Annotated in this window: 19 protein-coding genes and 1 pseudogene; 7 read left to right on the top strand and 13 right to left on the bottom strand. The window is 70.6% G+C overall.

Annotated elements, in window-relative coordinates:
• Positions 1–88 precede the first annotated feature (88 nt).
• Complete coding sequence (gene pth / locus IE269_RS23515) at positions 89–712, top strand: aminoacyl-tRNA hydrolase (protein ID WP_189825102.1); 624 nt, start codon at positions 89–91, stop codon at positions 710–712.
• A 159-nt stretch (positions 713–871) separates the two neighbouring features.
• Here pth and ppc read toward each other — a convergent pair whose 3' ends face one another.
• On the bottom strand, positions 872–3,601 hold the full coding sequence (gene ppc / locus IE269_RS23520; protein ID WP_189825103.1) for a phosphoenolpyruvate carboxylase: 2,730 nt from the start codon (positions 3,599–3,601) through the stop codon (positions 872–874).
• A 287-nt stretch (positions 3,602–3,888) separates the two neighbouring features.
• Between ppc and IE269_RS23525 the strand changes: the two genes are divergently transcribed.
• Both IE269_RS23525 and IE269_RS23530 read left to right on the top strand, forming a co-directional pair.
• Positions 3,889–4,929, top strand: a complete 1,041-nt coding sequence (locus IE269_RS23525; protein ID WP_189825104.1) for an acyl-CoA desaturase — start codon at positions 3,889–3,891, stop codon at positions 4,927–4,929.
• On the top strand, positions 4,929–5,633 hold the full coding sequence (locus IE269_RS23530; protein ID WP_189825388.1) for a TetR/AcrR family transcriptional regulator: 705 nt from the start codon (positions 4,929–4,931) through the stop codon (positions 5,631–5,633). Before IE269_RS23525 ends, IE269_RS23530 begins: the two co-directional genes overlap by 1 nt.
• A gap of 85 nt (positions 5,634–5,718) precedes the next feature.
• On the opposite strand, the gene IE269_RS23535 is transcribed toward IE269_RS23530, so the two are convergent.
• Together IE269_RS23535 and IE269_RS23540 are read right to left on the bottom strand one after the other, a co-directional pair.
• Positions 5,719–6,342: a Uma2 family endonuclease gene (locus tag IE269_RS23535; protein ID WP_189825105.1), complete on the bottom strand. Its 624-nt coding sequence runs from the start codon at positions 6,340–6,342 to the stop codon at positions 5,719–5,721.
• A gap of 146 nt (positions 6,343–6,488) precedes the next feature.
• Entirely contained in the window at positions 6,489–7,097 is a 609-nt protein-coding gene (locus IE269_RS23540) for a TetR/AcrR family transcriptional regulator (protein WP_189825106.1), read from the bottom strand.
• A 113-nt stretch (positions 7,098–7,210) separates the two neighbouring features.
• Here IE269_RS23540 and IE269_RS23545 point away from each other — a divergent pair, with 113 nt between their 5' ends.
• From IE269_RS23545 to IE269_RS23555, 3 genes and pseudogenes are all read left to right on the top strand, one after another.
• Positions 7,211–7,432 (top strand): hypothetical protein, encoded by a 222-nt coding sequence (locus tag IE269_RS23545; RefSeq protein ID WP_189825107.1) that lies wholly within the window; start codon positions 7,211–7,213, stop codon positions 7,430–7,432.
• 56 nt (positions 7,433–7,488) lie between these two features.
• Positions 7,489–7,824 carry a hypothetical protein gene (locus tag IE269_RS23550; RefSeq protein WP_229898169.1) on the top strand — a complete coding sequence of 112 codons (336 nt, stop codon included), beginning with the start codon at positions 7,489–7,491 and terminating at the stop codon, positions 7,822–7,824.
• Positions 7,825–7,894: 70 nt separating this feature from the next.
• A pseudogene (locus IE269_RS23555) lies at positions 7,895–8,368 on the top strand (Uma2 family endonuclease).
• Here the strand turns inward: IE269_RS23555 and IE269_RS23560 are convergent.
• A complete protein-coding gene (locus IE269_RS23560; RefSeq protein WP_189825108.1) occupies positions 8,355–8,723 on the bottom strand; it encodes a VOC family protein in 369 nt (122 codons plus the stop codon). The pseudogene IE269_RS23555 and the gene IE269_RS23560 sit on opposite strands and share 14 nt — an antisense overlap.
• Complete coding sequence (locus tag IE269_RS23565; protein WP_189825109.1) at positions 8,720–9,604, bottom strand: trans-aconitate 2-methyltransferase; 885 nt, start codon at positions 9,602–9,604, stop codon at positions 8,720–8,722. The genes IE269_RS23560 and IE269_RS23565 overlap by 4 nt, the downstream gene beginning before the upstream one ends.
• An 89-nt stretch (positions 9,605–9,693) precedes the next feature.
• On the opposite strand from IE269_RS23565, the gene tamR reads away from it, so the two are divergent.
• The gene (gene tamR / locus IE269_RS23570) at positions 9,694–10,194 is read left to right on the top strand and encodes a MarR family transcriptional regulator TamR (protein ID WP_189825110.1); all 501 of its coding nucleotides are present in this window, start codon (positions 9,694–9,696) and stop codon (positions 10,192–10,194) included.
• Here the strand turns inward: tamR and IE269_RS23575 are convergent.
• From IE269_RS23575 to IE269_RS23610, 8 genes are all read right to left on the bottom strand, one after another.
• Positions 10,150–10,941: a LuxR C-terminal-related transcriptional regulator gene (locus IE269_RS23575; protein ID WP_229898170.1), complete on the bottom strand. Its 792-nt coding sequence runs from the start codon at positions 10,939–10,941 to the stop codon at positions 10,150–10,152. The genes tamR and IE269_RS23575 overlap by 45 nt on opposite strands.
• Positions 10,942–11,346: 405 nt before the next feature.
• Positions 11,347–12,504 carry a galactokinase gene (gene galK / locus IE269_RS23580; RefSeq protein ID WP_189825112.1) on the bottom strand — a complete coding sequence of 386 codons (1,158 nt, stop codon included), beginning with the start codon at positions 12,502–12,504 and terminating at the stop codon, positions 11,347–11,349.
• Positions 12,501–13,484, bottom strand: a complete 984-nt coding sequence (gene galE, locus IE269_RS23585; RefSeq protein WP_189825113.1) for a UDP-glucose 4-epimerase GalE — start codon at positions 13,482–13,484, stop codon at positions 12,501–12,503. The genes galK and galE overlap by 4 nt, the downstream gene beginning before the upstream one ends.
• Complete coding sequence (galT, locus tag IE269_RS23590; protein WP_189825114.1) at positions 13,481–14,515, bottom strand: galactose-1-phosphate uridylyltransferase; 1,035 nt, start codon at positions 14,513–14,515, stop codon at positions 13,481–13,483. The genes galE and galT overlap by 4 nt, the downstream gene beginning before the upstream one ends.
• A 129-nt stretch (positions 14,516–14,644) precedes the next feature.
• On the bottom strand, positions 14,645–15,325 hold the full coding sequence (locus IE269_RS23595; protein WP_189825115.1) for a helix-turn-helix transcriptional regulator: 681 nt from the start codon (positions 15,323–15,325) through the stop codon (positions 14,645–14,647).
• A 220-nt stretch (positions 15,326–15,545) separates the two neighbouring features.
• Positions 15,546–17,549, bottom strand: a complete 2,004-nt coding sequence (locus IE269_RS23600) for an outer membrane protein assembly factor BamB family protein (RefSeq protein WP_189825116.1) — start codon at positions 17,547–17,549, stop codon at positions 15,546–15,548.
• A 120-nt stretch (positions 17,550–17,669) separates the two neighbouring features.
• Complete coding sequence (locus IE269_RS23605) at positions 17,670–19,484, bottom strand: outer membrane protein assembly factor BamB family protein (RefSeq protein ID WP_189825117.1); 1,815 nt, start codon at positions 19,482–19,484, stop codon at positions 17,670–17,672.
• Positions 19,485–19,810: 326 nt separating this feature from the next.
• Entirely contained in the window at positions 19,811–21,616 is a 1,806-nt protein-coding gene (locus IE269_RS23610; RefSeq protein WP_189825118.1) for an ABC-F family ATP-binding cassette domain-containing protein, read from the bottom strand.
• Between the last annotated feature and the right edge of the window lie 210 nt (positions 21,617–21,826).

A 21,826-nucleotide genomic window follows, 5' to 3' on the forward strand; every position in this document is an offset into this window, starting at 1 on the left:
GTTTCGGCCGCCGCCCGGCGCCCTTCGGGGTGCGGGGCGGCGGCTTCCGTATGTGCGGGCCACCGGTAGGTACGAAGGAGACATGCAGATGACGACCCCGAGCCAGGCCGCCTCTTCGGCCGACCCGGATCCGTCGGCCCCCTGGCTGGTCGTGGGCCTGGGCAACCCGGGCGGCGAGTACGCGGCCAATCGCCACAACGTGGGCTGGATGGTCGCCGACCTCCTGGCTTCGCGGATCGGCGGCAAGTTCAAGTCGCACAAGGCGCGTGCGCAGGTGCTGGAGGGCCGGATCGGTCCGCCCGGCCCGTACAACCGCCGCGTGGTCCTCGCCAAGCCGCTGTCGTACATGAACCTGTCGGGCGGCCCGGTCACGGCGCTGCGCGACTTCTACAAGATCCCGACGGCGAACATCGTCGCCATCCACGACGAGCTGGACATCGACTACGGGGTGCTGCGCCTGAAGCTGGGCGGCGGCGACAACGGTCACAACGGTCTGAAGTCGATGACCAAGTCGATGGGCCCCGACTACCACCGTGTCCGCTTCGGCATCGGCCGCCCGCCGGGTCGCATGCAGGTCGCCGACTTCGTGCTGAAGGACTTCTCCTCGGCGGAGAAGAAGGAGCTCGACTACTTCGTGGACCGCGCGGCGGACGCCGTGGAGGCCCTGGTCATCGAGGGCCTGGAGCGCGCGCAGTCAACGTACAACTCGTAGGCGGGCGTTCGTAGGACCGGTTGTCGGTCACGTGCATGGCGACCGGTTGTCGGTCACGTGCATGGTCACCGGTTGCCAGTCGTACGCATTGCCACCGGTCGTACGAGAAGGGCGCCCCCGGAATGCTCCGGGGGCGCCCTTCGGCATGTCACCGTGTGATCAGCCGGTGTTGCGCAGGCCCGCTGCCACACCGTTGACGGTGAGCAGCAGGGCGCGGGCCAGCAGCGGGTCCGCGTCCTGGCCTGCGGCGGCGGCGTCGCGCTGGCGCTTGAGGAGGGCGACCTGGAGGTAGGAGATCGGGTCCAGGTAGGCGTCGCGGATGGCGAAGGTCTGCTGGAGGACGGGGCTGGTGTCCAGCAGTTCGTTGCCGCCGGTGATGCGCAGGACTTCCTGCACGGTGAGTGCGTGCTCGGCCTCGATGTCGGTGAAGACGTGCTTCAGCTCCTCGGGGACGAGGGTGTCGACATAGTGACGTGCGATGCGCAGGTCGGTCTTGGCGAGCGTCATCTCCACGTTGGAGAGGAAGTTGCGGAAGAAGTGCCAGTGTTCGTGCATCTCCTCCAGGACGCTTTCGAGGCCGGCTTCGCGCAGTGCCTTGAGGCCGGAGCCGACGCCGTACCAGCCGGGGACGATCTGCCGGGACTGGGTCCAGCCGAACACCCACGGGATGGCCCGCAGTCCGTCGAGGGAGACGCCGGAGCCGGGGCGGCGGGAGGGCCGGGAGCCCAGGTGCAGGTCGGCGAGCTGGTCGACGGGGGTGGAGGCGAGGAAGTACGTCGGCAGGTCGGGGTCCTCGACCAGCTTGCGGTACGCGGTGTGGGCGGCCTCGGAGACGGTGTCCATGGCCGCGTCCCAGCGGGCGAGTGCCTCGTCGGACTGGCGGGGGGAGGTGTGCAGGGCGGAGGCCTGGAGCGTGGCGGCGACCGTCAGTTCCAGGTTTTCGCGGGCCAGTGACGGCACGAGGTACTTGTCGGAGATGACCTCGCCCTGCTCGGTGACCTTGATCTCGCCTTCGAGGGTGCCCCACGGCTGGGCGAGGATCGCGTCGTGCGAGGGGCCGCCGCCGCGGCCGACGGTGCCGCCGCGGCCGTGGAAGAGGCGCAGGCGCACTCCGTACCGGTGGGCGACGTCGCGCAGTCGGCGCTGGGCGCGGTGGATCTCCCACTGGGAGGTGGTGATGCCGCCGAACTTGGAGGAGTCGGAGTAGCCGAGCATGACCTCCTGCACGTCACCGCGCAAAGAGACAAGTCGACGGTAGGAGGGGTCGGCGAGCATCTCGTCGAGGATGACGTCGGCGGCGCGCAGCTCGTCGGTGGTCTCCAGGAGCGGCACGATGCCGATCTTCGCCCAGCCGGCGTGCAGGTCGAGCAGCCCGGCCTCGCGCGCGAGCACTGCGGCGGCGAAGACGTCGTCGGCGCCCTGGCACATGGAGATGATGTAGGACTCGATGACCTCGGGTCCGAAGCGTTCGAGGGCTTCCTTGACGGTGAGGAACACCCCGAGGGTCTTCTCCCCCGCCGCGTCGAGCGGTGCCGGTACGGGTGCGAGCGGTCGCCGGGAGCGGAGTTCCTTGGCGAGGAGCTTCTGCCGGTAGTCGCGCGGCATGTCGGCGTACCGCCAGGACTCTTCGCCGAGGCGGTCGAAGAGCTGGCCGAGTGCGTGGTGGTGGGCGTCGGCGTGTTCGCGTACGTCCATGGTGGCGAGCTGGAGGCCGAACGCGGCGAGCGTGCGGATCGTACGGTCCATGCGTCCGTCGGCGAACAGCCCGGCCTTGTGCTCGCGCAGCGAGGTCTGGATGAGGGTGAGGTCGTCGATGAGCTGGCCGGTGCCGAGGTAGTCGCAGCCGGGCTTGTGGGCGGCGCCCTTGGCGAGGCGCTCGCGGGTGTTGACGAGCTTCTGCCGGATGCAGGTGGCCTTGAGCCGGTAGGGCTCTTCGGCGTTCAGCCGCTTGTAGCGGGGGCTGATCTCGGGGAGGTGCTCGAGGTCGGACTGGAGCGATTCGAGCAGTTCGTCGGTGGCGCCGGTGTAGCGGATGGAGTTCGACAGCTGGCCGCGCAGCTTGTCGACGAGCTGGAGGGCGTCCTCGATGCCGTGCTCGTGCTGGAGGATCAGGACGTCCCAGGTGACGGCGGGGGTGACGTTCGGGTTGCCGTCGCGGTCGCCGCCGATCCAGGTGCCGAAGGTGAGGGGGCGGGTGCCGGCGGGGAGCTCGACGCCGACCCGGTCGAGCTCGGCGGCGAGGTCTTCGAGGACGTCGCCGACGGCGTTGGCGTGCAGTTCGTCGAGGTAGTAGATGGCGTTCCGGGCCTCGTCGGCGGGCTCGGGACGGACGACGCGCAGTTCGTCGGTCTGCCAGATCAGGTCGATGTTCTCGGCGAGACGGACGTCCTGGCGGCGCCGGTCGGAGGCGATGACCGGGGTTTCCAGGAGTTCGGCGATGCGCCGCAGCTTGTTCAGTACGGAGCGCCGTGCGGCTTCGGTGGGGTGCGCGGTGAAGACGGGCCGTACGTTGAGGTTCTTGACGGTCTGCTTGAGGTGCTCGGGGTCGGCGTCCTTGAGCAGGTCGGCGGTGCGGGCGAGCAGCCCGCCCTCCTGGGCGCGCAGTTCGCGCATTTCGCGGCCACGGTGCACCTGCTCGGTGACGTTCGCGAGGTGGAAGTAGGTGGAGAAGGCGCGCACGAGGCGTGCGGCGGTCTCCAGGTCGGTGTCGCCGAGCAGCTCTGCTGCGGCTTCGCCGTCGGTACGGGTCAGGGCCCGGACCCGCTCCACGAGCTCCAGCAGCTCGGGGCCCTCCTGCCTCACGAGCGTCTCGCCGAGGAGATCGCCGAGTCGGCGGATGTCGGCGCGCAGCTCGGGGCTGGTGTTGGGGGTCTGGTCGGCACTGCTCACAGGTGCGGCTCCTTGCAGTGGGGAGATACGCGTACGGCAGGAACTCGGACCGCGCTGTCCGACGGGTCCAGGATATGTGTCCCCTCCTGGGGGTACTCGCCGCCCTGGTGTGGCGGGCCTCATATTCGCGGGGTCGGGGGACCTGGGACTGGCGTAGCCACAGGACCTCGGATTCCGGGCTCCGCCGCCCTCGTGTGGCGGGCCTCACCGCTGCCATACTTACGAGGCCGTAGGTTACGGAACCGTAGCCAGGCGTCACCCGCTTTCTCACCCCACAGGGGACCTTCATGACCATCAGCCCCGATCTACTCAATGAGGCTCCGGAGTCTCCCGACGGCCGTAAGCCGTCCGCCGCCTCTCCCGCACCTGCCGTCACTCCGGTACCGCTGGCGACGCGCGGCGGCGAGGCGAAGCGCTCCATCGAACAGATCGCGTTGCTCCTGTTCATCACCGTCCCCTTCGTCGCGCTCCTCGCGGCGATCCCGTTGGCCTGGGGTTGGGGGGTCAGCTGGCTGGACCTGGGCCTGATGATCTTCATGTACTTCCTGGGCTGCCACGGCATCACCATCGGCTTCCACCGCTACTTCACGCACGGCAGCTTCAAGGCGAAGCGCCCGCTGCGCATCGCGCTCGCGATCATGGGTTCGATGGCGGTCGAGGGCCCCCTGGTCCGCTGGGTGGCCGACCACCGCAAGCACCACAAGTTCTCCGACGCGGAGGGTGACCCGCACTCGCCGTGGCGCTTCGGCGAGGACCTGCCGTCGCTGATGAAGGGCCTGTGGTGGGCGCACATCGGCTGGATGTTCGACGAGGAGCAGACGCCGCAGGAGAAGTACGCCCCGGATCTGATCAAGGACCCGGCGATCCGCCGCATCTCCCGCGACTTCATCTACTGGACGATGCTGTCCCTGGCGCTGCCGCCGCTGATCGGCGGTCTGGTGACGATGTCCTGGTGGGGCGCGTTCACGGCCTTCTTCTGGGGTTCCCTCGTCCGCGTCGCGCTCCTCCACCACGTGACGTGGTCCATCAACTCCATCTGTCACGCGGTCGGCAAGCGCCCCTTCAAGTCCCGTGACCGTTCCGGCAACGTGTGGTGGCTGGCGGTCCTGTCCTGCGGCGAGTCGTGGCACAACCTGCACCACGCGGACCCGACGTCCGCGCGCCACGGTGTGATGAAGGGTCAGATCGACTCCTCGGCCCGCTTCATCCGCTGGTTCGAGCAGGCGGGCTGGGCGTACGACGTGCGCTGGCCGACGGAATCGCGCCTGGCCTCCCGGCGCAGGGAAGCGGACTCCCCCGACAAGACCAACGCGACAGAAACGGCATGATGGAGCCTGTGGCGACCGAAGGCAGCAGCACCGCAGGTACGAATCCGAACGCGAGCGGCGACAAACCCCGCACCGCTCCCCGGCGGACCCGCCGCGTCCGCATGACGGGCGCGGAACGCCGCGAACAACTGCTGGACATCGGCCGCACGCTCTTCGCGGCGAAGGGTTTCGAGGGCACCTCGGTGGAGGAGATCGCCGCCAAGGCGGGCGTCTCGAAGCCGGTGGTGTACGAGCACTTCGGCGGCAAGGAGGGCCTGTACGCGGTGGTCGTCGACCGCGAGATGCGCTCCCTGCTCGACATGGTGACCAGCGCCCTGACCGCCGGCCACCCCCGCGAGCTCCTGGAGCAGGCCGCCTTCGCCCTCCTCGACTACATCGAGACGTACACGGACGGCTTCCGCATCCTGGTCCGCGACTCCCCGGTCGCCCAGTCCACGGGCACCTTCGCGTCCCTGATCTCCGACATCGCCACCCAGGTCGAGGACATCCTGGGTCTCGAATTCAAGGCCCGCGGCTTCGACCCGAAGCTGGCCCCGCTGTACGCCCAGGCCCTGGTCGGCATGGTGGCGCTCACGGGCCAGTGGTGGCTGGACGTCCGCAAGCCGAAGAAGGCGGAGGTGGCCGCCCACCTGGTGAACCTCTCCTGGCACGGCCTGGAGAACCTGGAGGCGAAGCCGCGCCTGATAGGGCACCGCAAGAACTGATCTGTCGGGTACGCGTACGGAAGGGGGGGGCCGCCCCCGGTGTCATTCAACCGGGGGCGGCCCCCCCCCTTTCCGTACGTACGGGTCAAGCCCCGGTGATGTCCTCCCCGACGACGAAGCCCTCGGCGGGCCCGGACGGAATCACCGCGTCCTTGCCGTACGGGACACGGTGCTCGTCGGTGTAGGCGGCCTCGCCCGGACGGGGCGAGGTCAGCAGGACAACCGCCCCGTCACCGTCGAAGTCATCCACAAGGACGTAGACCGGGATTCCGGCGCGGGCGTACTCCCGCCGCTTGCGGATGCGGTCGCGCTGGGTGTTCTGACGGCCTGGCGAGACGACCTCGATCACCATGGAAACGCCGTGGGCGGCGACCCCCAGCCCGTCCTCGTCCGGGAGCTCCTCCAGATCGAGCGGAGCGACGAAGAGGTCGGGGATCCAGGACTTGCGCTGATGAATGACGTTGCCGTCCTGGTACGGTGCCTCACTGCTGCCCGCCAGGTGAGCCTCCAAGGCCCGGCGAAGGCGATTGACGAGAACCAGATGACGACGGCGACCAGTAGGTGACACCTCGATGGACCCCTCGATGATCTCGGCCCGGTAGCCCTCGGGAAGGTCCATGGCCTTCCACGCCTCCCACAGGACCTCGTCCAGTTCGGAAGCAGAGTGGTCGGTCACCGTCGGGGACACCTCGTGTGCGAGTGCGGTCATCGTGAAGCACCTCCTCCGTCAGTGTGGGCGTCGGTGCCACAGCGGCACAAGCGACACCGGCAGGCTAGGAACCGACAGTGCCCGTACGGCCCGGAACGATCTCCATTCACCCCCGCGAGGAAACAGCTCTTGGCATATCCACCCGCTCACCCCCGCCCGAGCACACCCTCCAGGTGATAGCCCAGCACACCCTCGGCCTGGGCCACGGTCCGCATTCCGAGGGCGACATCCACTCCCAGCCCCGACGCCACCGCCCAGCAGATGTCCGCGTCGATGCGGGGATCGCCGGCGACCTGCGTACCGCGTTCGGCCCGGGCGCCGACGATCAGGCCGGCCGTGAAGTCGAGGAGTTCGCCGTCGCCGGGCGCGAGCACCAATGTCATCGCCGGGTCCGAGATGGAGCGGCCGAGGACGGCCACCGACAGCCGCAGCAGCCGCGCCCCCTCCTCGTCCCGCCCGAGCATCGCGTACAGGCACTCCCGCAGGATCATCTCCGGACCGGCCCCCTCCCCCGCCGCCGCGGCCTTCACCGACGCCTCGATGCGGGCGTTGAGCGCGGCCATCGCCCGCGCGACCGCGTCGCGGACCATGTCCTCCCGCGACGAGTGGTAGTGCTGCACCTGCCCCATCGAGACGCCCGCCTCGGCCGCGACCTTCCGCAGGGTGACGCCCTCCAGCCCCTCGCGCAGGGTCAGTTCCCAGACGGCCTCGGCCAGCCGCTGCCTGCGGTCCTCGTGGTCCACAACCTTGGGCATGAGCGCACCCTCCTCCTTTTTCCATGCGATCGCATTGCAGCCGCACCCGTCACTCAATACAATGCAAACGCATTGTATTAGCCGCACTTCCGCACAGGGAAAGGCCGTACGCCATGAAGTTCGACATCCTGCAGATCATCGGCGCGGTACTGGTGGTCATCGGCGGCCAGGGCGCGATCCGCCTCCTGATCGACCACGGCAACACCGGCCTCCTCGGCGGCCTGGGCGCACCCTTCGCCGTCAACCTGACCACGTACCTCACCTCCACCCTCTTCGGCGTGATCCTCGCCAGCTGGGCCCACGACCGCGCGAAGGCACTGGGCCGCCGCAAGTAACCTCCGCACCCGGACCAAGTCACTGCGCCGCACACTCGCCGGGCACAATCCACCCCGTGACCAGGTCCGACCTGCACCCCCTCCGCCGCCTCTGCAAGGCGCACGCCCGTGCCCCCTTCCCGCCGCAGCTGCGCGGTGCGGAGATCGAGGGCGAGGATCTGGTGGAGCTGGACGCGTACATCGCCGGCTGTGTGCCGACCCTGCTGTCGGACCCGCCCGCCACGCACCAGCACACGATCCGCCTCGCCTGCCTGGCGGCCGTCGAGAAGGTGCTGCCCTCGGTCGAGGACGAGGCGGGCGCGGTCGAGTACTGCACCCGCCTGCGGGACATGATCGCGCTGGCGGTGGAGATCGCGGGCGCGCCGGAGGAGGGGGCGCGTCACTCTTTGTGAGTACGTGGTGCGATCTCGGCCGCGACCGTGAGAGGGCAGGCCCAGAATCCCGTCCATGGGAGGAACCACCATGACTGCCGAGTCGGGTTGCCGCTGGCCGGTACCGCCGCAGGACGGCTACACCGTGGACGACCTGTTTACCCTGCCCGAAGACCTGAAGGTCGAACGGGAGATGACCGTCGTGCTCGACCGGCGCAACGGCCCCGAACCGGACCTGTAGGTCGTCCTGGCCGAGGCCGTGACCGGGCTCGACCAGTCCCGCTTCGAGGCTGCCGACGTCCGGCTCGCCGTGGAGGTCGTCTCCCTCGAGTCCGAGGCCCGCGACCACGACACCACGCCTCGCAAGTACGCCGCCGCAGGCATTCCGCACTTCTGGCTCGTCGAGATGGCCCGCGACGATGCGCAGCCCGTGGTGCGGGTCTACGAGGCCGACCCGTTGTCGAAGACGTACGCCCTCACCGGCATCCATCGCGACCGGCTCAAGGTCAGCAGCCCGTACGAGATCGACATCGACATCTCCCTCAGCGCCCTCAAGAAGCTGTGACCGGCTCCAGGAACTCCAGCCTGTTGCCCGCCGGGTCCTCCGAGTAGAAGCGTTTGTGGCCCGGGAGGTTGTCGTCCCAGACGACCGTCGCGCCGTGGGAGGCCAGGCGGGCGCCGTACGCCTCGATGTTCGTGACGCGGATTCCCGGGTGGGCCTTTTTGGCCGGTACGAAGTCCTGCTCGATGCCCAGGTGGAGCTGGACCGTGCCCGACTGGAACCAGCAGCCGCCGCGTGCGGCCAGGACCGGGGGCTTGGGGATCTCGTGCATGCCGAGGACCGCGGTGTAGTAGGCGCGCAGGGCGGGCTCGGAGCCGGGTGGGGCGGCGAGTTGGACGTGGTCGAGGGAGGTGATCACCGGCGGGCTCCGATCGCGAAGATGCGACGGAAGGGGAAGACCGTTCCGGCGGGGGTCGGGGGGTAGGCCCGGCGGAGGGCGGTCGCGTAGTCGGCGGTGAAGGCGGTCGCGGCCTCCGGGTCGTCGGCCAGGGCGGTGAGGACCGGGCGCAGGGCCGTGCCCTTGACCCAGTCGAGGACGGGGTCCTCGCCGGGGAGGAGCTGGAGGTAGGTGGTCTCCCAGACGTCCGCCTCGCAGCCGAGGGAGGTGAGGAGGGAGAGGTAGGAGGCCGGGGAGGAGACCGCGCCCGCCCGGTCGCCGACGCCGGTGAGTCGGGAGCGCCAGCGCGGGGATTCGCGCAGCTCCGCGAGGATCGTGTGGCTCGGGGCGTCGAAGTTGCCCGGGACCTGGAAGGCGAAGGTTCCGGTGGGGGTGAGGCCCTCCAGCCAGCCCGGCAGCAGGGCTTCGTGGCCCGGGACCCATTGGAGGAGGGCGTTGGAGACGATCAGGTCGTACGAGGCGGGGGCGGGGGCCCAGGTGGTGGCGTCGGCCTCCGCGAAGGTGAGGCGGGGGCCCGCGTGCTCGGCCGCCTTCGCGAGCATCTGGGGGGAGTTGTCGAAGCCCGTGACCTGGGCGTTCGGCCAGCGCTCGGTGAGGAGGCGGGTCACGTTGCCCGCGCCGCAGCCGAGGTCGGCGATGCGGGTGGGGTCGTGGGGAGGGGTGATGCGGGCGAGGAGGTCGAGGAAGGGGCGGGTGCGGTGGCCCTCGTGGCGCAGGTACTGGGTGGGGTCCCAGACGGGCACCGCCGGGCCGGCCGAAGTGGCCCCGGCGGGAGTGACTGCGGCGGGAGTGGCCCCGGGGGGAGTCGCCCCGGCAGGTGAGGTCGCGGGTTGGGTCGTCATGACCGCAAGCCTGACCGTACAAGTATCTTGATGTCAAGAGACTTGAAGTGAAGAGACTTCATGTCGACAGACCCCCTACACTGATCCGCATGGAGGACGAGGTCGACCGACTGGTCGCAGCATGGCGCCGAGAGCGCCCCGACCTCGACGTGGAGCCGCTTGAGGTGCTCAGTCGGGTGTCCCGTCTGGCGCGCCATCTCGACCGGGCGCGCCGGTTGGCGTTCTCCGAGCACAGCCTGGAGCCCTGGGAGTTCGACGTGCTGACGTCGCTCCGGCGGGCCGGGGATCCGTACCAGCTCTCGCCCGGGCAGCTGTTGACGCAGACCCTGGTGACGTCGGGGACGATGACCAACCGCATCGACCGGCTCGCGAAGAAGGGCCTGGTCGAGCGGCTGCCGGATCCCAGCGACCGGCGCGGTGTGCTCGTACGACTGACCGTCGAGGGGCGCGACCGGGCCGACCAGGCGCTCGCCGGACTGCTGGAGCAGGAGCGGGCGATCCTCGGTGAGCTGTCGCGCACCCAGCGAGGCGAACTGGCCGGTCTGCTACGCCAGTTGACCGCCCCGTTCGACAACATCCCCGGGAACTAGGTCCGCCGGACCCACCCCCGCCCGGCGCGCGAGCGCGACGGCGGCGAGGGTGGAGTGGACGCCCAGCTTGCCCAGCACGTTCTGCATGTGGGTGCGGACCGTGTGGGGCGAGAGGAAGAGGCGTTCGGCGACGGCTTTGCGGCCGAGGCCCGCGACCATGCAGCGCAGCACCTCGCGTTCGCGCGGGGTCAGCGACTCCACCAGGCGCTCGCTCTCGGTGCGGTGCTTGCGCGCGGCGGTCAGCTCGCGGAGCACCCCGGTGAGCAGGGCGGGCGGCAAATGCGTCTCGTCGCGCAGGACGCCCCGGATGACGGCGAGGAGCCGTTGCAGCGAGCAGTCCTTGGCGACCCAGCCGGAGGCCCCGGCCTGGAGGGCGAGGGCGGCGCGGCGCGGGTCGTCCTTCTCGGCGAGCACGACCGTACGGACGCTTCCGTGGCCCGTGCGCACGCCTGCGACCAGCGAGATGCCGTCGACCAGGCCTTCCTGGTCGGTGCCCGGATGGTCGGGGACGGCGACCGGGTGGTGGCCCAGGTGGCCACCCTGCGGAAGGGCGGTGCCGAGGTCGGTGTCGATGAGCATGACGTCGAACCTGCGGCCTTCCGCCGCGCCCCGTTCCAGACAGCGCAGGGCGGCAGGACCGCTGCCGGCGGCTGCCACGTCGACGTCGGGTTCCGCCGCGAGGGCGGCGGCGAGCGACTCGGCGAAGATACGGTGGTCGTCGACCACCAGGACCCGGATACGAACCACTGCCTCAGACACCCCCATGGGTCGGAGGACGGACCTGCGCGGATGCGACGCCCGGAACGGGGCTCGGGTGGTGCGTGTGCACACACGGCCGCCGCCGTGCGCGATCGATCCTTACCCCGGCCCCGGGCGCCGTATCCGACTGTCTCGCCCCCTGATCAGCACCGGCCCCCACCGGTGCTCAAGCCTCAGAGTACGGGTGGGGGCGTTGATCGGAAGGGTATTTGCAGAACTGTTTGGCCTCGGGGGTCGGCGTGGGCTTCCTGTGTCGGGTTGTGGCCGAAGGAGAGAGGGAATGGGCGATTTGTGAACGGGGACGATCTCTCCGGGCCCTCCGCCAGCCCACCCGCCGGGCCCCCGTCAGCCCACCCGCCGGGCCCTCCGTCGGTCCACCCGCCTGCCCCCCCGTCAGCTCACCCGGTGGGCCCCCCGCGACGGGCTGGCCGGGAAGACCCGGGGCGCCTGGTGGCCCGCCTCCGCGAGGGCGGCAACGACGGCCGCCGTCACGGCAGTTGCCGCCGCGGACTCCACCAGCACGACCGCCGAGCCGCCGAAGCCGCCGCCCGTCATCCGCGCCCCGAGGGCCCCCGCCGCCACCGCCGAGGCGACCACCAGGTCCAGCTCCGCGCACGACACCCGCAGGTCGTCCCGCAGCGAGGCGTGCCCCTCGGTGAGGATCGGGCCGAGGCCCCGCAGGTCGCCCGCGTCCAGGCGCTCCGCGACCCGGGTCACCCGGTGGTTGTCGCTCACGACGTGACGTACGTAGCGAAGGACGCGCTCGTCGCTCAACTTGCCGAGGAAGGCGGGGAGTTCCTCGTACGGTACGTCCCTGAGCCGGTGCACGCCGAGTTGCCGCGCCCCCTCCTCGCACCCCTCGCGCCGTTCCGCGTACGCCCCGTCGCCCAGGGCGTGCTGGACCCGGGTGTCGACGACCAGCAGTTCCAGGCCCTGCGCGGCCGGATCGAAGGGGACCTGACGCCGCGACAGGTCGCGGGTGTCGAGGTGCAGGGCGTGGCCCGCCTCGCAGCAGGCGGAGGCCGTCTGGTCCATGATGCCGGTCGGCACGCCGACGAAGGCGTTCTCGGCGCGCTGGCAGAGCAGCGCCAACCGGGGCCGGTCGAGCGGGAGTTCGTACAGGTCGGCGAGGGCGAGGCCGACGGAGACCTCGATCGCCGCCGAGGAGGAGAGTCCCGCCCCGGTCGGCACGGTGGACCGCAGGTGCACGTCCGCGCCGCCCGCGACCGCCTCGTGTCCCGCCTCCAGGAGCGCCCAGACGACGCCCGCCGGGTACGTCCACCAGCCGCCGCCGGGCTGCGGGGCGAGGTCGGCGATCCGCAGTTCGGTCACTCCGGCGTCGATGTCGCCGGAGTGCAGTCGCAGCAGGCCGTCGGTGCGGCGGGCGACGGCGACGCGGGCCGTGTGGGGCAGGGCGAGCGGCATCACGAAGCCGTCGTTGAAGTCCGTGTACTCGCCGATCAGGTTGACCCGCCCGGGGGCCGCCCAGACGCCTTCGGGCTCGCACCCGTACAACTCCTCGAACTCGCCTATGAGTTCAGTGGTACTCATGCCTGCTCCCCCTTGGCGAGGTCCTGCGCGAAGGCCCACGCGTCGCCGATGATGTCCGTCAGTTCCGTGCGGGAGGGCCGCCAGCCCAGCAGGGTGCGGGCGCGGTCCGCCGAGGCGACCAGGGTGGCCGGGTCGCCGGCCCGGCGCGGGGCGACGACCTCGGGGATCGGGTGGCCGGTGACCTTGCGGACGGCGTCGATGACCTGCCGTACGGAGAAGCCTTCGCCGTTGCCGAGGTTGCAGATGTGGTGGACGCCGTGCTCGGCTGCGGTGAGGGCGAGGAGGTGGGCGTCGGCGAGGTCGGCGACGTGGATGTAGTCGCGTACGCAGGTGCCGTCGGGGGTCGGGTAGTCGTCGCCGTACACGGAGATCGAGGCGCGGCGGCCCTGGGCGACCTGGAGGACCAGCGGGATGAGGTGCGACTCGGGTTCGTGGCGTTCGCCCGAACTCCCGTACGCACCCGCCACGTTGAAGTAGCGCAGCGAGACGGCGGCCAGGCCGTGGGCCGCGCACTCGCCGCCGATCATGTGGTCGACGGCGAGCTTGGAGGCGCCGTAGGGGTTGGTCGGGGCGGTCGGCACGTCCTCGGTGATGGGCGTGACGGATGTTTCGCCGTACGTCGCGGCCGTGGAGGAGAAGACCAGGCGGCGCACGTCCGCGTCGCGCATGGCGGCGAGGAGGTCCATGGTTCCGCCGACGTTGTTGCGCCAGTACTTCTCGGGGTTGACGACGGACTCGCCGACCTGCGAGAACGCAGCGAAGTGCAGGACGGCGTCGTACGACGCGTCCAGCACCCGGCCCGCGTCCTGGATGCGGCCCTCGACGAACTCGGCGCCCGCCGGGACGCCTTCGCCGAAGCCCGTGGAGAGGTCGTCCAGGACGGTCACCTCGTGACCGGCCTCCAGCAGGTGCGCGGTCACGACGCTCCCGACGTATCCCGCGCCGCCCGTCACCAGGTATTTCGAAGTCCCGGCCGTCATTTGCCTGCCACCTCTCGGATCCGCTGTGCCGCGCTCTCCGGCGACACGTCGTTGATGAAAGCACCCATTCCGGACTCGGAGCCCGCGAGCGCCTTCAGCTTGCCCGGGGTGCGGCGCACCGTGAACAGTTCCAGGTGCAGGGCGAACTCGGATCGCAGCGGGTGGCGGAAGGGCGCCTGGTGCCAGGCGGCGATGTACGGGGTGGGGGGCTGGCCGGGGCCGAAGATGCGGTCGAAGCGGCGCAGCAACTCCAGGTAGACGCACGGGAGTTCGGCCCGTGCGGCGTCGTCCAGGTCGCGCAGGTCGGGGACCCGGCGCAGGGGGTAGAGGTGGACTTCGTAGGGCCAGTGGGCGGCGTACGGGACGAAGGCCATCCAGTGTTCACCCTCAAGGACGACGCGGGAGCCGTCGGCGCGTTCACGGGCGACGACCTCGTCGAAGAGGTTTCCGCCCGTGTGCGCTTGGAGGCTGCGGAGCATCAGGGAGGTGCGCGGGGTGACGTACGGGTAGCCGTAGATCTGGCCGTGCGGGTGGCCGAGGGTGACGCCGATCTCGGCACCCCGGTTCTCGAAGCAGAACACCTGCTCGACGGAGGAGAACCCGGCGAACTCGGCGGTCCGGTCGGTCCACGCCTCGACGACGAGGGCGGCCTGTTCCTCGGTGAGGTCGGCGAAGGAGGCGTCGTGGTCGGAGGTGAAGCAGACCACCTCGCAGCGGCCGGAGTCACCGGCGAGGGAGGGGAAGCGGTTCTCGAAGACGGCGACCTCGTAGTCGGCGGCCGGGATCTCGCTCTCGTGGCCCGGCCGGGTGGGGCAGAGCGGGCAGGCGTCGGCGGGCGGCAGGTGGGTGCGGTCCTGGCGGTGCGAGGCGATGGCCACGCTGTCGCCGAGCAGCGGGTCGTACCGGACCTCGGAGGTGGTGGCGACGGGGGTGAGCGGGCGCAGGTCGACGGCGTCGCGGACGCGGTCGTCGGCCGTGTCGTAGTAGAGGAGTTCCCGCCCGTCGGCGAGCCGGGTCGACGTCTTCTTCACTGCCACCTCACACATCAACACCCACCAACAGAATCGAACACAACAAACCACAGGCGCACAGCATCGTCAATGCGGTGCGCCCGTGTGACCGAAATGCCGTGTCGGTGACGGGTGTTGAGGGCCTCGGGTCTACTGCTCGCGCTGCGGCACGGTGGCCCGGTCGAGCAGTCCCGTACGGGCCGCGAGGGCGGCCGCCTCCAGACGGGAGCCGACGCCGAGCTTCATCAGGACGCGCTGGACGTGCGTGCGCGCGGTGCTGGGTGCGATGCCCATGCCCGCCGCGATCAGCCGGGTGTCCTCGCCGTCGGCCACCCTGACCAGCACTTCCACCTCGCGCGGGGTGAGCATGTGCAGCAGCCGCTGCCCCTCGTCGTCGGGCTGGGCGGCGGGGTTGAGCAGTTCCGCGAAGGCTCCTTGCAGGAGCCCCGGCGCCACCGCGGCCTCGCCCGCCCGCGCCTTCACCATCGCGCGCTCGACGCCCTCTATGCGCTCGTCGTGGCGTACGTATCCGGCCGCCCCGGCAGCGAAGGCCGCGGCGATGCCGCGCGGGCTGGGGACGGGGCCCAGGACCACCACCGCGACCTGGGGGCGCTCGCGTTTGATCCGTACGATCGGGTCGAAGGTGCCCGGCACGGCGGGCGTCGCCGTACCGAACAGGCAGACCTCCGGGGCCCGGCTCACCACGAGTTCGGCGGCGCCCGCGGTGGGCGCGGCGGCGGCGAGCACGCGGTGCCCGCGGAGCTTGAGGGCGGAGGCGAGCGCCTCGGCCAGCAGTCGGTGGTCGTCGACGACCATGAGCCGCACACCCATCGGACAACCCCCACATTCCCCCAGGAGCAGGCCCCCCGGCCTCCTGACCCGGCAAGCTACACGCTTGTTCGACGCTGCGCGCCCCTTACCCGTCAGGTACCCCCCGATGTGGCCAATGTTCCTTGCTCCGGGCCCTGTTGGGGAGAGGTCGCACGATATGGGCCCGGGCACGCCAAAGGGGCGGTGACGGACATGCCGTCACCGCCCCTTTGGTGCAGCTCTACTTGGCCGGGACGAAGGCCAGGGCCAGGTACTTCTTGTACGTGGACGAGGAGTCGCTGATCAGCTGGGTGCCCATGTACAGACGGCCCTTGTGGAAGCGGACCTCGCCCAGCTTGAGCGTCATCGTCTGCTCGGCGTCCCGCACCGCGCGGTCGGCCGGGTTGTCCAGCAGCAGGGTCTGCTTGCCGGAGCCGCCGTCGATGCTGGCGATCTGGCCGCCCTTGTCGTACGGCGGGAACTTGTAGACGATCAGGTTTCCGCCGTCCATCCGCAGCGGCGCCATCGTGTACCGCTCGCCCGAGGAGAAGTTGTCGCTGGTGGGCTTTCCGGTGGCGAGGTCGAAGGAGACGATCTCGTTGGTGCGGCCGGTCTCGGCCTGGCCCCGGTGCTCGGCGGTGGACAGGTAGACGCGGCCGTTGCCGACGGCGACCCGGGTGCAGGCGGCGACGTTGTCGCTGTCGCAGTCGATGGTGAACTTCGAGCTGTCGACGCTCATCTGGGCACGCAGCTTGCCGGTCTTCTCGTCGACCGAGAAGAGGTGGCTCATCTTGGTCTTGTACTCGCCCGACTCACCCACGTTGGCGCCGACGAGCAGCGGCTTGGTGGAGAGCACCGAGACGTACTTGGAGTTGGCCGGCATCTTGTAGCTGCTCGTCGGAGCGCCGTCGGCCTGCTTCACGTTCTGGATGGTGATCTGCGGGTTGTCGTAGTCACCGCACTCGCGCACCGCGATCAGGTTCTCGCCGCCCGCGTAGCCGATGTCCTTGCACTGGTCGGCGGTGGGCTTGGGGGACCACAGCTCCTTGCCGTCGGCCAGGGCGAAGGCGCCGCCGCCCGAGTAGCCCGCGGCGGCCACGGTGTTGCCGGAGATGGTGACCATGGACAGCCGCATCTTGCGGTCGCCGTTCGGAAAGCTCTTCTGCCAGAGCAGCTTGCCCGCGTTGAGGTCGATCAGGCCGACCTCGGAGCAGTCGGCGACCTTCGCGCCGGGCTGCTTCTTGCCCTCGAAGACGATCGCGGCCTTGTTGTCCGGGGTGACCTGGAGGGAGCCGCCGCAGGGCGAGCCGTCGAGCGGGATCTTCCACTTCTCGGTGCCGTTCAGCGGGTCGTACCCGATCACGCTGTTGACGGCGCTCTTGGCGTACACGGTGTCGGTGGCCCAGGCGCCCTTGACCGTGGTGATCTCCTTGACCACCGGCAGCGGCACCTGGAAGCCGACCTTGGCCGTGGCGACCGGCGGGGCCATCTCCTTGCCCGCACCGTCCGGGGCCTTGGGGGCGTCGCCGCCCTTGGGGTCGCCGCCTCCGGTGGAGTTGCCCGCGACGTCCTTCGGGTCGTCGCCGCCGGTCGCCTTGATGACGACGCCCACGCCGACGATGAGGACGACGGCCAGTACCGCCGCGATGATGATCTTCATCTGGTTGGTCAGGCCGCCACCGCTGTTGCCGGTGGAGTTGCCCTGGACGACCGTCTGCGGGGCCGGGCCCTGGGGCGGATGCATGCTGTACGAGGCGGGCTGGCCGGGCTGCTGTCCGGGCTGGCCGGGGTAGCCGTAACCGGGCTGCTGCTGGCCGCCGTACGGATTCGGCTGGGCCTGACCGGGCTGCCCCGGGTAGCCGTAACCGACCGGGGGCCCCTGCGGGGGCTGGCCCGGGGCGGGCGGCGGCGGGGTCGCGGGCGCGCCCTGCGGGGGCTGGCCGGGGGCCTGCGGGTAGCCGTAGGCGGGCTGGCCGAGCTGGCCGGGCTGCTGGCCCGGAGGGGGCGGGGTGGGCGCGCCGAAGCCGCCGGCGACGGTGGGCGGCGGGGTCGGGGCGCCGAAGCCCGGTGCGGGCGGCGTCGGGGCGCCGAAGCCACCGGCGACGGTGGGCGGCGGGGCGTCCTGCGGGGCAGGGGCAGGGGCCGGGGCCTGGGGGTTCTGGCCGGACTCCTGCGACTTGCTGAACGGCGAGGGCGGCGGGGCCCCCTCCCCGTTCTGCGGGGGCTGGTTGGGCGGCTGCGTCATGGTGGTTCTACCTCTGGGGACGAAGGGTGCTGGCAGGTCGAGGGCGCGCGGGCCCCCGGAAGTCAGTACGGGCGCGGGGCGGGACCGGCCGCGATGGGCCGAACTCCCGCCCCGTACACCTCAGTTGCCGAAGACGAGAATGGCCTGCGGCTTCTCGTCGTCCTTGCCGGAGATCCGGTCGGAGGACATGAACAGCCGGCCGCCCTCGTAGGCGAGCAGCTTGGAGAAAATGTTGCGCTCGATGGGCGTCACCGAAGACGGGTTCTTCAGCACGGGGGCCGGGCTGCCGCCCGTCACCGGGATCTTCACGACGCCGCCCGGCTTGTCGTACGACGCCTCGGTGTACGCGAAGAGACTGCCGCCCTCGACCTTCAGCGGCTGCATCGTGCGCTCGCCCGGGGAGACCCACTTGCGCTTGCCGGTGTTGACGTCGTAGGCGCGGATCTCATTGGTGCGGCCCGAGTTGCCGGTCTTCGACTCGCTCTGCACGAACAGGGTGTTCGCGTCGGCGACGACACCCGTGCAGCCCTGGAGGTCGGAGGAGGACAGGAAGAGTCCGCCGCAGGACAGGGCGGGCAGCGGCTCGCCCGCGGCGATCTGCGCGGCCATCGTGCCGTTCGGCTTGAGGAAGGTGATGTTGCCTGCTTCCTTCTTGCCCTTCTCCAGGTAGACCACCAGCGGCTCGACCGAGAGGACGCGCTTGACGGTCCACTCCTTGGGCACCTTCCAGGTCCACCGGGCCTTGCTGGTGGCCGGGTCGATCTCACGGAGCTGCGAGGTGGGGTTCTTGGTGTCGCCGCAGGTGTCGGCCACGAGAAGCTTGGTCGGCGAGGAGGCGAAGCCGCCGCCCATCCGGCAGGGACCGGTACGCACGTCGCCGAACAGCTTCGCGCCGTCGCTGATGCGGTAGGCACTGGGGAAGGTGCGGTCCACCACGACGGTGTCGCCAGACACGACCAGGTTGAGGCCGGACATGATGTCGAAGAGGTTCTCCTTCGCGACCTCCTTCCGCCATCCCGCCTTGCCGGTCTTGAGGTCCACCTGCTGGAGCTGGTTACAGTCGGCGTCGCTGGTGTTGTTGTTCTCGACCGCGATGACGATCTTGTCGCCCTTGCCGACGAGCTTCGGCGCCGCGCACACCTCGTTCGGGAACGGCAGCTCCCACCGCTTCTTGCCGTCGGCCACCCCGTACGCCGTCATCCTCTTGTAGTACGTGTGGATCACGGTGTCGCCGACGAACCACATCGGCATGACCTTGCCGCCGCCGCTGGGCAGGTCGACGTCGTTGACGTGGTTCCACAGGACCTTGGAGTCGCCGGGCTGGCGGCCGGAGTTGAGGTCCGTGCCCGCGTCGCGGCCGGGGGCGTCGCCGCCGTTGCCCTTGCCGTCGCCCTTGTCGACACTCGGCGCGCCGGTCGGCTTGGTGGCCCCGGTGGGCTTGGCGACGGGTTCCTTGTCGCCGCCGGAGACCAGGTAGATGCCGCCCGCGATGACGATCAGGGCGGCCACGGCCGCGCCGATGATCAGCATCAGCTTCTGCTTGTTCTGCGGGCCGCCGCCGTTTCCGTCCGGGCCGGGCATGCCCGGGTAGGTGGCGGGCTGCTGGGGCGGCTGGCCGGGGTAGCCGTAGCCGGGCTGGGGCTGCTGGCCGTACGGATTCGGCTGGCCCGGCTGGGCGGGCTGGCCCGGGTACCCGTACCCCTGCGTCGGCTGCGTCGCGTACGGGTTGTCCGCGGCCGGAGGCGGTCCCGGCGGCGTCTGCGGATACCCGTAGCCGGGCTGCTGGCCCGAGGGGGCCGGGGCGCCCGGGGGCGGTCCCGGCGGCGGCTGCGGTGCTCCCGGAGGCGGGCCCTGCGGAGCCCCGGCGGGCGGGGTCTGCGGGTCCTGCGGTGCGCCGAAGCCCCCCTGCGGCGGCTGGTTGGGCGGCTGAGACATCAGCACTTACCTCTTCACACGGGTGTCCCGCCGCCCGGTCGGTCTCCCCCGCGATTCCGGGCGGTCAAAACCCCCCGGAAAGGAGCGAATCGGGCTTGGGTCCCGTAGATCTACGTCAGTCGAGCGGGGCTTCTTTCTATCACTGGAGTCACATCGAACAAGGGGCCGGTCCGCCCCTGTTCCCAAGGGAGGACCGGCCTGTGATGCGCTCGTTATGAGGTCTGTACGTCTTCTCTACGACTGGCCCGGGGGCGGATCCACGTCCCGACCGGACCCGCGGCCGACCTGACGGAATGCCAGATTCGCAGCCCTTGCGAACCGCGGGCTCAGGCGTCCTCGGCCAGTTCCAGCCAGCGCATCTCCAACTCGTCGCGCTCGCCGATCAGTTTGCGCAGCTCGGCGTCGAGCTCGGCGACCTTGCCGAAGTCGGTGGCGTTCTCGGCGATCTGCGCGTGCAGCACGGTCTCCCGGTCGGACATCTTGCTGAGCTGCCGCTCGATCTTCTGGAGCTCCTTCTTCGCGGCCCGTACGTCACCGGACGACTTCTCCGGCTTCGCCGCGGCCACGGGAGCGGGGGCGGCGGCCGCGGCGGCGTCGACGACCTTCTGGCGGCGCTCCAGGTACTCGTCGAGTCCGCGCGGCAGGTTGCGCAGGGTGGCGTCGCCGAGGAGTGCGTACACCTTGTCGGTGGTGCGCTCGATGAAGAACCGGTCGTGGGAGATCACGACCATCGACCCAGGCCAGCCGTCGAGGAGGTCTTCGAGCTGGGTGAGGGTCTCGATGTCGAGGTCGTTGGTGGGCTCGTCGAGGAAGAGGACGTTGGGCTCGTCCATCAGCAGCCGCAGGATCTGCAGGCGGCGGCGCTCACCGCCCGAGAGGTCCCCGACCGGCGTCCACTGCTTCTCCTTGGTGAACCCGAACTGCTCGCAGAGCTGCCCGGCGGTCATCTCGCGGCCCTTGCCGAGGTCGACGCGGTCGCGGACCTTCTGCACGGCTTCGAGCACGCGCAGGTTCGGGTCGAGCTCGCCGACCTCCTGGGAGAGGTACGCGAGCCTGACGGTCTTGCCGACGACGATCTTCCCGGCGGCGGGCTGGACGTCGCCCTGGGTGCGGGCGGCCTCGGCCAGGGCCCGCAGGAGGGAGGTCTTGCCCGCACCGTTGACGCCGACGAGACCGATGCGGTCGCCGGGGCCGAGCTGCCAGGTGAGGTGCTTGAGCAGCACCTTCGGCCCGGCCTGGACGGTCACGTCCTCCAGGTCGAAGACGGTCTTCCCGAGCCGGGCGTTGGCGAACTTCATCAGCTCGCTGGTGTCGCGCGGCGGCGGAACGTCGGCGATCAGCTCGTTGGCGGCCTCGATGCGGTAGCGCGGCTTGGACGTACGGGCCGGGGCACCGCGCCGCAGCCAGGCCAGCTCCTTGCGCATCAGGTTCTGTCGCTTTGTCTCCTCGGTGGCCGCGATGCGCTCGCGCTCGGCACGGGCGAAGACGTAATCGCTGTAGCCGCCCTCGTACTCGTGGACAGCCCCCCTCTGCACGTCCCACATCCGCGTGCAGACCTGGTCCAGGAACCAGCGGTCGTGCGTCACGCACACGAGGGCGGAGCGGCGCGACTGGAGATGCTTGGCGAGCCAGCTGATGCCCTCGACGTCGAGGTGGTTGGTCGGCTCGTCGAGGACGATCAGGTCCTGGTCGGCGATGAGCAGCTTGGCGAGCGCGATGCGCCGGCGCTCGCCGCCGGACAGCGGACCGATGACGGTGTCGAGCCCCTGCCCGAAGCCGGGCAGGTCGAGCCCGCCGAACAGCCCGGTGAGCACGTCACGGATCTTCGCGCTGCCCGCCCACTCGTGGTCGGCCATGTCGCCGATGACCTCGTGCCGGATGGTGGCGGCGGGGTCGAGGGAGTCGTGCTGGGTGAGGACGCCGAGGCGCAGTCCGCCCACGTGCGTCACACGCCCGGAGTCGGCCTCCTCCAGCTGGGCGAGCATGCGGATCAGGGTGGTCTTGCCGTCGCCGTTGCGACCGACGACGCCGATCCGGTCGCCCTCCGAGACGCCGAGGGAGACGCCGTCGAGCAGGGCACGGGTGCCGTACACCTTGCTGACTGCCTCGACATTGACCAGGTTGACGGCCATGAGTGGGTGCTCCAGGGGGCGGGGACGGATAGACCTCCCAGCCTAGTCGCCGGGGGGAGGTGGGTCGGGGCGCGGGTCGGGGCGCCCCTATAGGGGCGCGGGGAACTGCGCAAAACGCCGGCCCCCCACCCAGCCGCGCGGCGAGCGCTTCAGGTGAAGGGGCGGGGCTGGGGCCCCCGGCCCGGCGGGACACAGCCGAACGCCCCGGCG

This window comes from Streptomyces spiroverticillatus (assembly GCA_014650415.1).
In the GTDB taxonomy this organism is placed as follows: domain Bacteria; phylum Actinomycetota; class Actinomycetes; order Streptomycetales; family Streptomycetaceae; genus Streptomyces; species Streptomyces spiroverticillatus.

What these genes read in the sequence shown, in the direction of transcription:
- galE (WP_189825113.1), bottom strand. Translation starts at nt 13,484, where the DNA reads ATGACGGCCGGGACTTCGAAATACCTGGTGACGGGCGGCGCGGGATAC.
- IE269_RS23545 (WP_189825107.1), top strand. Translation starts at nt 7,211, where the DNA reads ATGAAGTTCGACATCCTGCAGATCATCGGCGCGGTACTGGTGGTCATC.
- IE269_RS23530 (WP_189825388.1), top strand. Translation starts at nt 4,929, where the DNA reads ATGGAGCCTGTGGCGACCGAAGGCAGCAGCACCGCAGGTACGAATCCG.
- IE269_RS23540 (WP_189825106.1), bottom strand. Translation starts at nt 7,097, where the DNA reads ATGCCCAAGGTTGTGGACCACGAGGACCGCAGGCAGCGGCTGGCCGAG.
- pth (WP_189825102.1), top strand. Translation starts at nt 89, where the DNA reads ATGACGACCCCGAGCCAGGCCGCCTCTTCGGCCGACCCGGATCCGTCG.
- galK (WP_189825112.1), bottom strand. Translation starts at nt 12,504, where the DNA reads ATGAGTACCACTGAACTCATAGGCGAGTTCGAGGAGTTGTACGGGTGC.
- IE269_RS23610 (WP_189825118.1), bottom strand. Translation starts at nt 21,616, where the DNA reads ATGGCCGTCAACCTGGTCAATGTCGAGGCAGTCAGCAAGGTGTACGGC.
- tamR (WP_189825110.1), top strand. Translation starts at nt 9,694, where the DNA reads ATGGAGGACGAGGTCGACCGACTGGTCGCAGCATGGCGCCGAGAGCGC.
- IE269_RS23535 (WP_189825105.1), bottom strand. Translation starts at nt 6,342, where the DNA reads ATGACCGCACTCGCACACGAGGTGTCCCCGACGGTGACCGACCACTCT.
- IE269_RS23600 (WP_189825116.1), bottom strand. Translation starts at nt 17,549, where the DNA reads ATGACGCAGCCGCCCAACCAGCCCCCGCAGAACGGGGAGGGGGCCCCG.
- IE269_RS23605 (WP_189825117.1), bottom strand. Translation starts at nt 19,484, where the DNA reads ATGTCTCAGCCGCCCAACCAGCCGCCGCAGGGGGGCTTCGGCGCACCG.
- IE269_RS23595 (WP_189825115.1), bottom strand. Translation starts at nt 15,325, where the DNA reads ATGGGTGTGCGGCTCATGGTCGTCGACGACCACCGACTGCTGGCCGAG.
- IE269_RS23565 (WP_189825109.1), bottom strand. Translation starts at nt 9,604, where the DNA reads ATGACGACCCAACCCGCGACCTCACCTGCCGGGGCGACTCCCCCCGGG.
- IE269_RS23525 (WP_189825104.1), top strand. Translation starts at nt 3,889, where the DNA reads ATGACCATCAGCCCCGATCTACTCAATGAGGCTCCGGAGTCTCCCGAC.